This window comes from Eoetvoesiella caeni (assembly GCF_003315175.1).
GTDB lineage: Bacteria > Pseudomonadota > Gammaproteobacteria > Burkholderiales > Burkholderiaceae_B > Eoetvoesia > Eoetvoesia caeni.
Genome location: NZ_QNRQ01000013.1, coordinates 1 through 12,091 on the forward strand (window position 1 = coordinate 1; position 12,091 = coordinate 12,091).

General features: G+C 60.3%; 12 protein-coding genes and 1 riboswitch. Of the genes, 6 read left to right on the top strand and 6 right to left on the bottom strand.

Annotated features, from left to right (window positions below; translation table 11 throughout):
- Positions 1 to 160: 160 nt before the first annotated feature.
- The gene (locus DFR37_RS18230; RefSeq protein ID WP_113934615.1) at positions 161 to 1,174 is read left to right on the top strand and encodes a metal ABC transporter substrate-binding protein; all 1,014 of its coding nucleotides are present in this window, start codon (positions 161 to 163) and stop codon (positions 1,172 to 1,174) included.
- Positions 1,175 to 1,210: 36 nt separating this feature from the next.
- Here the strand turns inward: DFR37_RS18230 and xerC are convergent, their stop codons facing one another.
- The 5 genes from xerC to DFR37_RS18255 form a co-directional block, all read right to left on the bottom strand.
- The gene (gene xerC / locus DFR37_RS18235) at positions 1,211 to 2,158 is read right to left on the bottom strand and encodes a tyrosine recombinase XerC (RefSeq protein ID WP_242341902.1); all 948 of its coding nucleotides are present in this window, start codon (positions 2,156 to 2,158) and stop codon (positions 1,211 to 1,213) included.
- Positions 2,159 to 2,296: 138 nt separating this feature from the next.
- The gene (locus DFR37_RS18240) at positions 2,297 to 2,986 is read right to left on the bottom strand and encodes a DUF484 family protein (protein ID WP_113934617.1); all 690 of its coding nucleotides are present in this window, start codon (positions 2,984 to 2,986) and stop codon (positions 2,297 to 2,299) included.
- Complete coding sequence (gene dapF / locus DFR37_RS18245) at positions 2,983 to 3,876, bottom strand: diaminopimelate epimerase (protein WP_113934618.1); 894 nt, start codon at positions 3,874 to 3,876, stop codon at positions 2,983 to 2,985. The genes DFR37_RS18240 and dapF overlap by 4 nt, the downstream gene beginning before the upstream one ends.
- 569 nt (positions 3,877 to 4,445) lie before the next feature.
- Positions 4,446 to 5,336: a lysophospholipid acyltransferase family protein gene (locus tag DFR37_RS18250; RefSeq protein WP_113934619.1), complete on the bottom strand. Its 891-nt coding sequence runs from the start codon at positions 5,334 to 5,336 to the stop codon at positions 4,446 to 4,448.
- Positions 5,323 to 6,192: a lysophospholipid acyltransferase family protein gene (locus DFR37_RS18255; protein WP_113934620.1), complete on the bottom strand. Its 870-nt coding sequence runs from the start codon at positions 6,190 to 6,192 to the stop codon at positions 5,323 to 5,325. Before DFR37_RS18255 ends, DFR37_RS18250 begins: the two co-directional genes overlap by 14 nt.
- Positions 6,193 to 6,552: 360 nt before the next feature.
- Here DFR37_RS18255 and metK point away from each other — a divergent pair, with 360 nt between their 5' ends.
- The 5 genes from metK (at position 6,553) to metF (ending at position 11,098) form a co-directional block, all read left to right on the top strand.
- Entirely contained in the window at positions 6,553 to 7,716 is a 1,164-nt protein-coding gene (gene metK / locus DFR37_RS18260; RefSeq protein ID WP_113934621.1) for a methionine adenosyltransferase, read from the top strand.
- Between the two features lie 178 nt (positions 7,717 to 7,894).
- Positions 7,895 to 8,107, top strand: coding sequence for a DUF1289 domain-containing protein (locus DFR37_RS18265; protein ID WP_113934622.1), 213 nt, complete (start codon positions 7,895 to 7,897; stop codon positions 8,105 to 8,107).
- A 147-nt stretch (positions 8,108 to 8,254) separates the two neighbouring features.
- Positions 8,255 to 8,348, top strand: a riboswitch (S-adenosyl-L-homocysteine riboswitch).
- A gap of 69 nt (positions 8,349 to 8,417) precedes the next feature.
- On the top strand, positions 8,418 to 9,833 hold the full coding sequence (ahcY, locus tag DFR37_RS18270) for an adenosylhomocysteinase (RefSeq protein ID WP_113934623.1): 1,416 nt from the start codon (positions 8,418 to 8,420) through the stop codon (positions 9,831 to 9,833).
- Between the two features lie 83 nt (positions 9,834 to 9,916).
- Positions 9,917 to 10,252 (top strand): phage holin family protein, encoded by a 336-nt coding sequence (locus DFR37_RS18275; RefSeq protein WP_113934624.1) that lies wholly within the window; start codon positions 9,917 to 9,919, stop codon positions 10,250 to 10,252.
- The gene (metF, locus tag DFR37_RS18280) at positions 10,253 to 11,098 is read left to right on the top strand and encodes a methylenetetrahydrofolate reductase [NAD(P)H] (protein WP_113934625.1); all 846 of its coding nucleotides are present in this window, start codon (positions 10,253 to 10,255) and stop codon (positions 11,096 to 11,098) included.
- A gap of 348 nt (positions 11,099 to 11,446) precedes the next feature.
- Here metF and DFR37_RS18285 read toward each other — a convergent pair whose 3' ends face one another.
- Positions 11,447 to 12,079 (bottom strand): 5-formyltetrahydrofolate cyclo-ligase, encoded by a 633-nt coding sequence (locus tag DFR37_RS18285; protein ID WP_113934626.1) that lies wholly within the window; start codon positions 12,077 to 12,079, stop codon positions 11,447 to 11,449.
- Positions 12,080 to 12,091: the final 12 nt, after the last annotated feature.

Below are 12,091 nucleotides of genomic sequence, written 5' to 3' on the forward strand. Positions count from 1 at the left end.
CGCCGCTCGTCAACCCTACGCCAATTTGTAGTGGAGCGGTTTACGACCGTCTCCTTATAAATCAATGAGTTGCGGCTTCAACTGTCGAACTCGGGAGGTATCCATCGGTATTGTTTGCTGCGCAACGCGGTTTCAATCAACGCTTCTTTTGGGTGACATTATGTTAAAGAAGATAAAGCAGTCCGCTTTTGCGCGGAGCTTGGCGGCTTTGGTCCTGGCGACAGTGGCTGGTTTGCCGGCAAGTCCGGCGGCTGGCGCCGCGGCTGCGGCCAAAGCGCCGCTTAATGTGGTGGCCAGTTTCTCGATATTGGGCGACATGGTCGGACAGATCGGGGGCGACCACATCGCTCTTACGACTATCGTGGGGCCTAACGGCAATGTGCATTCATTCGAGCCCAGGCCCAGCGATGCCAAGGCATTGGCTCAGGCGCAGTTGCTGGTGGTCAATGGCCTGAATTTCGAAGGCTGGCTGCCGCGGCTGGAGAAAGCCTCGGGCTTCAAGGGAACCGAGGTGGTCGCTTCCCGAGGTGTTACCGTTCGCCAACTTAGCGAAGCAGAACTTGCCAGCGTGGCCGAGAGCCACGGCCACGGCAAAACAGGCGGCCATCTTGACGAGGCCCATCCAGGCGAGATCGATCCGCACGCATGGCAAAGCTTGGGCAACGGCATGATTTATGCGCGCAATATTGCCAGCGCCCTGATCAAGGCCGATCCCGCCAATGCTGAGGATTATCGCGCCCGCGCCGAGCTGTATATCTCGGAAATGAAAAAGCTGGACGAAGAGATCCGCCAGGTGCTGGCGACTATTCCTTCAGACCGGCGCAAGGTGGTCACTTCGCACGACGCTTTCGGCTATTTTGCCCGCGACTATGGCGTGCAGTTTATCTCGGCCATGGGCATTTCCAGCGACGCCGAGCCGTCGGCGAAAGGACTGGCGCTGTTGATCAAGCAGGTAAAGGCCACGCACAGTCCGGCGGTGTTCCTGGAAAACGTCAGCAATCCCAAGCTGATCAAGCAGATTGCACGTGAAACGGATGCCAAGCTGGGCGGCAGCCTGTATTCCGACGCCCTGGACCAGCCGGACAAGCCGGCGGGAACTTACTTGGGCATGTTCAAGTGGAATGCGGGTCAACTGATCTATGCATTGAAGCCGGGCGAAGGCGCCAAGCCTTGATTCCGCTTCCCTAGCAAGGCCGTGCTTTGCCGCTTTTTATTTTGTTTTGCGCGCGGCGCGCGGATGGGCCTGGTCGTAGGCTTTGGCCAGATGCTGGAAGTCCAGGCGGGTATAGATTTGCGTGGTGGAAATATTGGCATGCCCCAGCATTTCCTGGACGGCGCGCAGGTCCTGGGCTGATTGCAGCATGTGGCTGGCAAAGCTGTGGCGCAGGCTGTGCGGATGTACGTGCACGGGCAGGCCTGTCAGAGCAGCCAGTTTGTTCAGTTGCAACTGCACTACGCGCGGCGAGATGCGCTTGCCGCGCGTGCCCAGGAACAGGGCGGCGGATGAGTCAAGAGCGTCCGGTCCGTCCTGGCCTATTGCGGAAGCGAAACGAGGGCGTTCTTCAAGCCAGCGGCTTACGGCCTGTACGGCTTTGGCGCCCAAGGGGACGCTGCGCGTTTTGTTGCCCTTGCCGCGCACGGTGGCTTCGGCCTGGTCCAGCAGGATCCAGCTTTGCGACTCGTACCCGTCCTGGCGGGTGTAGCGCCAGTCCAGGCTGACAAGCTCGGCCAGGCGCAGGCCGCTGGAATACAAGACTTCGAACATGGCCTGGTCGCGGCATTCAACCGGGGACTTGGGTGCGGGCAGCCCGGGCCGGTCCAGCAGCACCTGGGCTTGTTCCACCGACAGGGCCTTGGGCAGGCTGCGCGGTACTTTCGGGGCGCGTACGCCCATGGCCGGGTTGCTGTCCATGCCGGCGACTGGCGCCCACCATTGAAAAAAACCTCGCCAGGCGGCCAGCGCCCGTGCCAGGCTGCGCGGCTTGAGCCCTTGGCCATGCAGCCGGGCAATGGCCTGGCGGATATGGCTTTCAGTAAAACCGTCCAAGGGTGTGTCGGCTTGCAGTTGCACCAAATGGCGCAGGTCCTGGCGGTAGCCTTGCAGGGTGTGGGGCGAATAGCGCAGATGGGTTTGCAAATGGGCCAGCCACTGCTCCATCGGGGCGGGAAGCCGTGAAGAATCGGTTTGTTCGGCATTGCCGGTTTTGCGCGTATCGACATGAACGCTATGCCCGGCGCCTGGGCCGGTCGGATTCTTCATGGCCTTGCGGCTCCTTGGCCGGTGTTGACGGGCTGTTCAGGCCCGTTCAGGTTCGTCGTCTTCGGTGCTGTCCAGGCGCGACAGGCTGGCGCTGGCCAGTTCGTTGATGGTTTCAAGAAAGGTCGTGCCCATGTCCGCGGTGAAGCGCTCGGGATCGTCGGAACCCAGTACCAGCAAGCCGAAAGGCTGGTTGCGATTGTGTGGTTTAAGCGCCACGATGGCCAGCGAAGCCGGCTTGCTGCCCAGCCAGGTTGCGGCTTCCTGGTCTTGCAGGGGGCCGCAATAGGGTTTTGCCAAGGCTTGCGCGTATTGCCGGATGTTGTCGGTGACATCCTGGCTGAATTCGTCGTCGCTGGCCAGCGCCGGTAAATCCCAGAGCCGCAAGGCAATGGCGGGAAGGTCGAACAGGTCGCTAAGGCTGCGTACGATATGGCCGGGCAGTTTTTGGGGGTCGGGTTCGGCCAGCATGCGGCCGCACCAGGAGGTAAGCGTCTTGCTGATTTTTTCGTTGCCCGAGGCGTTGTGCACAAGGCTGGAGAGCTTCCATTCGAGTTCTTTGGCCTTGGTCCGCAAAGTCAGGATTTGCCGCTCGCCCAGCGAAATGGCGCGTGTTTCGTTGGGATGCGGTATGCGCAGGCTGGCGAACAGGTCGGCGTGCCGCTGGAAGAAGTCTGGGTTCTCGGTGAGGAAAGCGGCAATGTCTTCGGCGGTAAGGCTGGCGCTCATGGGTGGTTTGCGTCCTTGGAGTTGAATGAATGAGTCAGGGCGTCGATGTCGATCTGGCCCGAGAATACGGAAACGGCGGGGCCGCTCATGCGCAGGGCTGTGCCGTCCCATTCTATGTTGAGCGGGCCCCCGCGAGTATGGACCAGGACGGGGCTGTCGAGCAAGCCTTGGCGTATGCCGGCGACGGTGGCCGCGCAGGCGCCGGTGCCGCAGGCCAGGGTTTCGCCGGCGCCGCGCTCGAAGACGCGCAGCTTGATGCTGTGGCGGTCGAGCACTTGCATGAAGCCGGCATTGACGCGCTGGGCAAAGCGAGGGTTCGATTCTATCAGGGGGCCGGTTTGCGCCACGGGGGCGGTTTCTATGTCGGTCACGATCTGGACGGCGTGCGGATTGGAAATGGCGACGAGGGACAGTTCGGGCGTGCTGCCGTCAGGCAGGGGCAGTTGCCACAGGGTGTCCTGGCCCTTTGTGTGCGATTGCAAGCCCTGGGTGTCGAAGTGGACGGCGGCGGGGTCGTAGCGGGTCGAGCCCATGTCGACGGCGACTTCGCCGGATTCGGATTCGAACAGGGTGATCAGGCCGGTGCAGATTTCGGCGCGCAAGGGGTTGCGCCGGGACAGGCCTTGGTCGTGGACGAAGCGGACGAAACAGCGGGCGCCGTTGCCGCAGTGTTCGACTTCGCCGCCGTCGGCGTTGAAGACGCGGTAGCGGAAGTCGGCTTCGGGGTGCAGTGGGTTTTCAACGACCAGGAGCTGGTCGGCGCCGACGCCGAAATGCCGGTCGGCGAGGGCTCTGGCGCGCTCGGGCGTCATTTCTATGGCTTGTCGCACGCCGTCCAGGACGACGAAGTCGTTGCCTGCGCCGTGCATTTTGGTGAAGTTCCAGATCATGGTGCGGTGTGGTGATGCGCTGCTTTTGCTAGCTTGCGCGATTCTATAAGCTTAACAGGGGGCGGGGTTTATTGGGTTGTTTTGTTGTTGTTTCGCTGGTGTTTGCTAACGTTGACCGTGGTCTTGAACGCAAATTCCGTGTGGGTTCTTTTGACGCCGGCTGGGGGCAGGTGCGCGGTTCCGGCACGGCGTGCTTGTTTCCGCATCTTCTTCGTCCAGGCGGGCGGCGCCGGAGCTGTTTTTCACTTGGATCGCTTTTTTTAGTTCTTAAGCGGCCGTTTTAGCTCCGCTAATTTTGCTCAGGTCGCTGCGGCCCCGGCTGCGCCGAGGCTTCCCATTTCAATGCTTGTTTTCAGGCGCTCACAGAACTCGCGCAAACGGGCAGCCACTGGCTGCCCGTAAACGTCGCGCTCACACAGCTGTTCGCTTGCACCCTGAAAACAAGCGTCGAAATGGCTTGCTCCAACTTCACAAAATTAGCGGAGCTAAAACAGCCTGGCGGCGGCGTGGTGGGTGCGATTGGTAATACCTGCCCCTATTTGACCGTCCGGCTGTCCTAGGTGTTCTGCCTAATACGGCCTGGGCTCGCCTTCGGGGCGGGTTTTGAAGCGGCGGTGGACCCAGTAGTATTGGGCGGGGTCGGGGCGGACCCAGGATTCGATCAGCTGGTTGAGGCGCGCGGTGGCGTCTTCCAGGGATTGTTCGCCGGGGAAGTCTTCCAGGGCGGGTAGGACTTGTACTTGGTATTGGCCGGTTTCGGGGTCCAGGCGGCTGACGATGGGGACGACGGCGGCGTCCCAGTTTTTGGCGATCTGGGCGGTGGCGAGCAGGGTGGCGGCCTGGACGCCGAAGAAAGGCACGAAGACGGCGCCTTCGCGGCCGAAGTCCATGTCGGGCAGGTAGTAAAGCGGCACGCCCTTGCGCAGCAGGCGGATGAGGCCGCGCACGCCTTCGCGCCGGCTGATCAGGTAGATGGTGTTGAAGCGGCTGCGGCCTTTGCGCATCATGGCGTCGAAGTCGGGGTCGCTTTGTTGTGAATAGATGGTGGCGGCGGCGTCCAGGGAATAGGTAACGCGGGAAGCGGCGGCGTCCAGGGCGATGAAGTGCGGGGCCAGCATGATGACGGGGCGCTTGGCGGCGATGAGGGTGTGCAGGTGATCCATGCCGGTGATCTGGACGGTTTCGAGCAGGCGTTCGGGCGGGGCGAACCAGATGACGCCGCGGTCCAGCACGGACAGGGCCAGCAACCGGAAGTGGCGGGCCAGGATGGCCTGGCGCTCTTTTTCGGAGAGATCGGGAAAGCACAGGGCCAGATTGGTGCGCACGATGTGGGCGCGCGAGCGCAGCAGCCTGGGGGTAAGCCAGCCCAGCACGCGGGCCCAGCGCAGGCGCGTGGGCGTGGGGCAGCGGCCGAAATAAGAGAAGACTGCTGTCAGGAGGCGTTCTTTACTGAATTTCATGTGTCGGTCTGGTGTCGGCGGGCGGGGGCGGGGCTCCGGCCGGCGTCTTGTAGCGGTTGTAGCTCCATAGATACTGCGTGGGAAAGCGGCGTATCAGGGCTTCCATGGTTTGATTTATAAGGGTTGCCTGGGCCAGTGGGTCGGTTGGCAGGGGTTCGGGCAGGCGCAGGTAGTGTACGCGCCAGCCGCGCCCCAAGGGCAGGCGTTCGCCGGCGGTCAGGATAATGGCAACGCCGGTTTGGGCCGCCAGTTTGCCGGGCAGAGTCATGGTGTAGGCGGGGCGGCCGAAAAATGGCGCCCAGACGCCGTCGCCCTGGCCGGGCGCCTGGTCGGGCAGCATGCCGACCGCTTCGCCGCGCTTGAGGGCGCGTACGAATTCGCGTACGCCCTGCATGGTGGCCGGCACGGCGCGCAGCGCCGAAGTGTTGCGCGCGGCGTCCATGACGGGCGCCAGAACGGCTTTGCGCGGCGGGCGGAACATGACTGTGATGGGGCCGTGGCGCGTCAGATAGCGCGCAGTGATCTCGAAGCAGCCCAGGTGCGGCGTCAGGTAAAGAATGCCGCGCCCTTCAGCCAGCGCGGCTTCGACGACGGCGTTGTCGCTGGAAACGACTTTCTCCAGGCTTTGTTCGTTGCGCAGCCAGACTTTGGGCATTTCCATGACCATGGCTCCGGCCTGGGCGGCGGCACGGCGCGCAAAAGACGCTTGCGGATAGCCGGCCTGGATAGCGTTGGCGCGCAGGCGCCGGCGATACTTGCCGGGCCAGGCGTAGGCGATGCGCCCGCCGATACGGCCCACACCATGCAACACGGGCAGTGGCAGCCAGGCAAGCAGGCGAAACAAGGTTAAAAGCATGGAATAACCATTTATCAGCCATCTATTGCGCGGTAATGCGCTTGCCGGGCAATAGAATAAAAGGGAACACAAGAGAAGATTCGTTCAAGCCCGACGTCAAATAAAAAATGTATAAAGCAGCAATTTGTCTAAGCGAAAAGCAGTATTAAAAAGCATTAAAGGGTATTTTCGCTTAAAATGGAAAGTATCGCTGAGTTAAACCGACAACTTGCGGAGCGATGACAGTACCGTGCTTAAGCTGCGGCGCTGCCTAAAACTGCTAAAGCGTCGCGCCCCGCATTACATGGCATTTATGTCCCGAGGTGCAACGCGTTTCGTTCAACCTCATTGGCTGGAATCCAGCTTAAAGGACGTATCGCTGTGGTAAATAACGATTTTCTCTTCACTTCCGAATCGGTCTCCGAAGGCCATCCCGACAAGGTCTCCGACCAAATCTCCGATTCCATCCTCGACGCAATTTTTACGCAAGACCCGCACGCCCGTGTTGCCGCCGAAACGCTGTGCAACACCGGCCTGGTGGTCCTGGCCGGTGAAATCACCACCACGGCCAATGTCGACTACATCCAGGTAGCGCGCGACACCATCAAGCGCATCGGCTACGACAATACCGAATACGGCATCGACTACAAAGGCTGCGCGGTTCTGGTTGCGTACGACAAGCAGTCGCCCGACATCGCCCAGGGCGTCGACCGCAATCCTGAAGAAAACATGGACCAGGGCGCCGGCGACCAGGGCCTGATGTTCGGCTATGCCTGCGATGAAACCCCCGACTTGATGCCAGCGCCTATCTGGTACGCACACCGCCTGGTGCAGCGCCAAAGCGAATTGCGCAAGGACGGCCGCCTGCCTTGGCTGCGTCCCGACGCCAAGTCGCAAGTCACCTTCCGCTATGTCGATGGCAAGCCGGTCGAAGTAGATACCGTGGTGCTGTCCACCCAGCACGCGCCCGAGATTTCGCAAGCCGACATCCGCGTTGAAGTCATCGAGCAAATTATCAAGCCCAGCTTCGCTGAAGGCCTGATCACGCCCAAGACCAAGTTCCTGGTCAACCCCACTGGCGTGTTCGTCATTGGCGGCCCGCAGGGCGATTGCGGCCTGACAGGGCGCAAGATCATTGTCGACACCTACGGCGGCGCATGCCCCCACGGCGGCGGCGCATTCTCGGGCAAGGATCCTTCCAAGGTGGACCGTTCGGCCGCCTATGCCGCGCGTTATGTGGCCAAGAACATTGTGGCTGCCGGCCTTGCGCGCAAGTGCCAGGTGCAGATCAGCTATGCCATTGGCGTGGCCGAGCCCATCAATATCACGGTCAACACTGAAAACACCGGCGTCATCGGCGACGACAAGATCGCCATGCTGGTGCGCGAGCATTTCGACCTGCGTCCCAAGGGCATCATCAATATGCTGGACCTGCTGCGTCCCATCTACGCCAAGACGGCCGCCTATGGCCACTTTGGCCGCGCCGAGCCGGAATTCACCTGGGAAGCGACCGACAAGGCCGCCGCACTGAGAAAAACGGCGTAAGCAGCACGCCGCAGAATAATGCGGTGATGATTGCCGCGGCGCCGTGCCCATCGGGGCCGACGCACGCGAAGTGTTGTTTGCAGGCCGCTATGCTTTTCATGGCGGCCTGTTTGCTGTTTGTCGGATTCGTTGGCAGCAGACCACACAGGACGCCTGCCAGGGGTTAATATAAGCAACCATGAAAGACGCTTCCGACCTTACCAGCGATCAAAGCCGCAGTCTGCTGCCCAGCGACTCGCCGTGCGTGGCGGTTTGCTCTACGCTTTATGACGAGATTTGCCGGGGTTGCGGGCGCACCACAATGGAAGTGGCCAATTGGGTTTTTTTGTCTGAAGAAGAAAAACTGTCCATCTGGGCCCGCATCAAGTCACAGGGCTATCCACGCCGCTAACGCCGGCGACGGCTTTAGGGCAGGGTATCCGCCACGGCAACGCTGCCCCGGCTTCTAAGTGTCCTTGCTGTTCGCGCTTAATTGCTTGGCCAGGCCAATGCCTGGGCGCGCCGGAATTTCCTTGCGGAATTACGCTACAATTTGTGCTTTCCTGAGGAGCGCTGCACCGGGACACAGGTAGGCCACGCGCCACCGCCCGCCAGGCTCAGGACAGTTTTTGTTTCAACGGCGCTCATCATCTCCTGCGTGCAGGCGAAGGTGGGCAAAACCGTTACCGCTTCCGCTCGCGCAGGTTTATTGGGACACCACCATGAACACTGTTGCCGACACAAACTTCTCTGACTACAAAATTGCCGATATCGCCCTGGCAGGCTGGGGCCGCCGCGAAATCGCGATCGCCGAAACCGAAATGCCCGGCTTGATGGCCACGCGCGAAGAGTACGCCGCTACTCAGCCCCTGAAAGGCGCCCGCATTGCAGGCAGCCTGCACATGACTATCCAGACCGCCGTGCTCATCGAGACGCTGGTTGCGCTGGGCGCTGAAGTGCGCTGGGCTTCGTGCAATATTTTTTCCACCCAAGACCATGCTGCCGCAGCTATTGCCGCTTCGGGCACACCCGTGTTCGCCATTAAGGGCGAAACCCTGGAAGACTACTGGAACTACACGCACCAGATTTTTGAATGGCCCGGCGAACAGGCCAACATGATTCTGGACGACGGCGGCGATGCCACGACTTTGCTGCACCTGGGCACCAAGGCGGAAAAAGATCTTTCCGTGCTGGCCAAGCCCACCAGCGAAGAAGAGCGCGTTTTGTTCGCTTCCATCAAGGCTACGCTGGCACGCGACCCCAAGTGGTATTCCGTGCGCCTGGCTCAGATCAAGGGCGTCACTGAAGAAACCACCACAGGCGTGCATCGTCTGTATCAGATGTCGAAAAAGGGCGAACTGGCTTTCCCCGCCATCAACGTCAACGACTCCGTCACCAAGTCCAAGTTCGACAATCTGTACGGCTGCCGCGAGTCGCTGGTCGACGGTATCAAGCGCGCCACCGACGTGATGGTTGCCGGCAAGATTGCCGTGGTCGCCGGTTTTGGCGATGTGGGCAAGGGTTGCGCCCAGGCGCTGGCCGCACTGCGCGCCCAGGTCTGGGTTACTGAAGTCGATCCTATTTGCGCACTGCAAGCCTCGATGGAGGGCTTCCGGGTCGTGACGATGGAAGAGGCCGCCGACAAGGCCGACATCTTCGTTACCGCTACCGGCAACTACCACGTGATTACGCGCGACCACCTGTACGCCATGAAAGACCAGGCCATTGTCTGCAATATCGGCCACTTCGACAACGAAATCGACGTTGCTTCGGTCGAAGACCTGCAATGGGAAGAGATCAAGCCGCAAGTCGACCACATCATTTTCCCGGACGGCAAGCGCGTGATCCTGCTGGCCAAGGGCCGCCTGGTTAACCTGGGTTGCGCAACCGGCCATCCTTCGTTTGTGATGTCGGCGTCGTTCACCAACCAGACCATCGCTCAGATCGAGCTTTACACTCGCGGCGAAGCTTATGAAACGGGCAAGGTCTATGTGCTGCCCAAGCATCTGGACGAAAAAGTGGCGCGCCTGCACTTGAAGAAACTTGGCGTCAACTTGAGCCAGCTGCGTCCGGATCAGGCCAATTACATTAATGTGCCTGTGTCGGGTCCTTACAAGCCCGAAACCTATCGTTATTGATCTAAGCGTTGTTTAATGCTGCGGCGGGATGGGCGGTTTTCGCCTTTCCTTTGCCGCGGTGCAATCACTAGGAGAGATAGACCATGGAACTGCTGCTGATTTGGATTCTGAACGCCGTTGCTCTGTTGATCGTGGCTTATATTTTGCCGGGCATTACGGTGGCCTCCTTCGGGTCGGCGCTGATTGCCGCCCTGGTGCTGGGGCTGCTCAATACATTGGTCAAGCCTCTTCTTGTTCTTTTGACGCTGCCTATTACGATAGTCACGCTGGGCTTGTTCTTGCTGGTGCTTAATGCACTGGTGTTCTGGTTTGCCGGTTCTGTCCTGAAGGGCTTCCAGGTCAACGGGTTCTGGTGGGCATTGTTGGGCGCCTTCATCTACAGCATCGTTTCAGGGCTGTTATCCAGGTTAATTGCTTAAATGACAACAAACGGTAAAGCAAAGGCAATAAGTTTAGAATTCTTTCCTCCGCGCGATATCGCCGCCCAGGAAAAACTGGTGCGCTCGGCCAAGCAGTTGCTGGCCTTGCAGCCAGAGTACGTCAGTGTTACGTTCGGTGCCGGCGGCTCGACCCGCTCGGGCACGGTCGATACGGTGCGCATGATGCAGAACCTGGGTTTCGACGCCGCGCCGCATTTGTCCTGCATAGGCGCTACCCGCGCCATGCTGGCTGAAATCCTGGACGGCTATCGCCAGCAGGGTGTACGCCGCATTGTGGCGTTGCGGGGCGATGTGCCTTCGGGCATGGGCGCAGACCGGGGCGACTTGCATTACGCCAGCGACCTGGTGCGTTTCATTCGTGAACACAGCGGGGACTGGTTTCAGATAGAGGTGGCTGCTTATCCAGAAAAGCATCCGCAGGCTGATACTGCCGCCAACGACCTGGAGCATTTCGTGGCCAAGGTCAACGCGGGCGCCAACAGCGCTATCACGCAATATTTTTTCAACGCCGACGCATACTTCGATTTCGTGGGCAGGGCGCATGCCAAAGGCGTTAGCCTGCCCATCGTGCCGGGCATTATGCCCATTACCAATCATTCGCAGTTGGTGCGCTTTTCGGACATGTGCGGGGCTGAAATCCCGCGCTGGATACGCCAGCGCCTGGCTGAATTCGGCGACGACAAGGCGTCCATCAAGGCGTTCGGCATCGACGTTATTACTCGGCTGTGCCAGAACTTGCTCGACCAGGGCGCCCCTGGCTTGCATTTCTACACGCTGAATAACGCCGACGTCACTATGTCGATTTCGAAGGCGCTTACGAGGTAGGGGATGCTTTGGGGCAGTTGCTTGCCCGGTTTTCGCGTTCTTAAACGGCTGTTCGTTTTTAAACGGCTGTTTTAGCCCGGCTAATTTTGCTCAGGTCGCTGCGGCCCCGGCTGCGCCGTGGCTTCCCATTTCAACGCTTGTTTTCAGGCGCTCACAGAACTCGCGCAAACGGATAGCCCCCGGCTATCCGTAAACGTCGCGCTCACACAGCTGTTCGCTTGTACCCTGAAAACAAGCATCGAAATGGCTTGCTCCAACTTCACAAAATTAGCCGGGCTAAAACAGCCTGGCAGCGGGATGTAGGGTGAAGGGGCAGCAAGCCGCGTAAGGGGCGTAGCGTGGGGGCTTTTATACCAGCTTGGGCGCGGGCACGGCCCAGCCTTTGTCGGTCAGGATGGAGTCCAGCTTGATGTCGTGGGCGGCCGGGATGTAGTTTTCTTCGCTCAGGTCGCCGCAAGCCCAGGCTATGCCTATGGTGGTGAACTTGTGGTTTTGCTTCTTGAGCGCGGCCAGGGTGCGGTCGTAATAGCCTTTGCCGTAGCCGACGCGGTCGCCCTGGCGGGTATAGCCCAGGGTGGGAACCAGGACGACATCGGGCAGGGGCGCGGCTGGCCCTTGGGGTTCCTGGATGCCGTACGCTCCTGCATGCATAGGTGTCTCGGGCGTCCATAGGCGAAACTGCAGCGGGCTGTCGGGCTGGGCAACTACCGGCAGGGAAATATCTATTCCGTCGTCTTCGACCCATTGGGCCAGCAGGGGCTGCAGCTCGGGTTCGTCGTCCATGGACCAGAAGGCGGCAATATGTTGAGGTGCGGTCTGGCCAGACTCCAGGCATTGCGCACGCATGGTTGCAAGCCAGGTAAACAGGCGCCCGCGTATCAGCAGCGCGCCCCTGCGGCGGTCGGCCGGGTCCTGCGCGTTACGAAGTTCTTTTAATCGCGCGCGTAAAGGCGCTGTTTTATTATCTATACTGTTGGTCATGGTGGATATCTG

Bases quoted from the DNA above. Each gene is read 5' to 3' on its own strand.
- DFR37_RS18230 (WP_113934615.1), top strand. From the start codon at position 161: ATGTTAAAGAAGATAAAGCAGTCCGCTTTTGCGCGGAGCTTGGCGGCT.
- DFR37_RS18250 (WP_113934619.1), bottom strand. From the start codon at position 5,336: ATGAAATTCAGTAAAGAACGCCTCCTGACAGCAGTCTTCTCTTATTTC.
- DFR37_RS18265 (WP_113934622.1), top strand. From the start codon at position 7,895: ATGAAAGACGCTTCCGACCTTACCAGCGATCAAAGCCGCAGTCTGCTG.
- metF (WP_113934625.1), top strand. From the start codon at position 10,253: ATGACAACAAACGGTAAAGCAAAGGCAATAAGTTTAGAATTCTTTCCT.
- DFR37_RS18240 (WP_113934617.1), bottom strand. From the start codon at position 2,986: ATGAGCGCCAGCCTTACCGCCGAAGACATTGCCGCTTTCCTCACCGAG.
- dapF (WP_113934618.1), bottom strand. From the start codon at position 3,876: ATGATCTGGAACTTCACCAAAATGCACGGCGCAGGCAACGACTTCGTC.
- DFR37_RS18275 (WP_113934624.1), top strand. From the start codon at position 9,917: ATGGAACTGCTGCTGATTTGGATTCTGAACGCCGTTGCTCTGTTGATC.
- DFR37_RS18285 (WP_113934626.1), bottom strand. From the start codon at position 12,079: ATGACCAACAGTATAGATAATAAAACAGCGCCTTTACGCGCGCGATTA.
- xerC (WP_242341902.1), bottom strand. From the start codon at position 2,158: ATGGAGCAGTGGCTGGCCCATTTGCAAACCCATCTGCGCTATTCGCCC.
- DFR37_RS18255 (WP_113934620.1), bottom strand. From the start codon at position 6,192: ATGCTTTTAACCTTGTTTCGCCTGCTTGCCTGGCTGCCACTGCCCGTG.
- ahcY (WP_113934623.1), top strand. From the start codon at position 8,418: ATGAACACTGTTGCCGACACAAACTTCTCTGACTACAAAATTGCCGAT.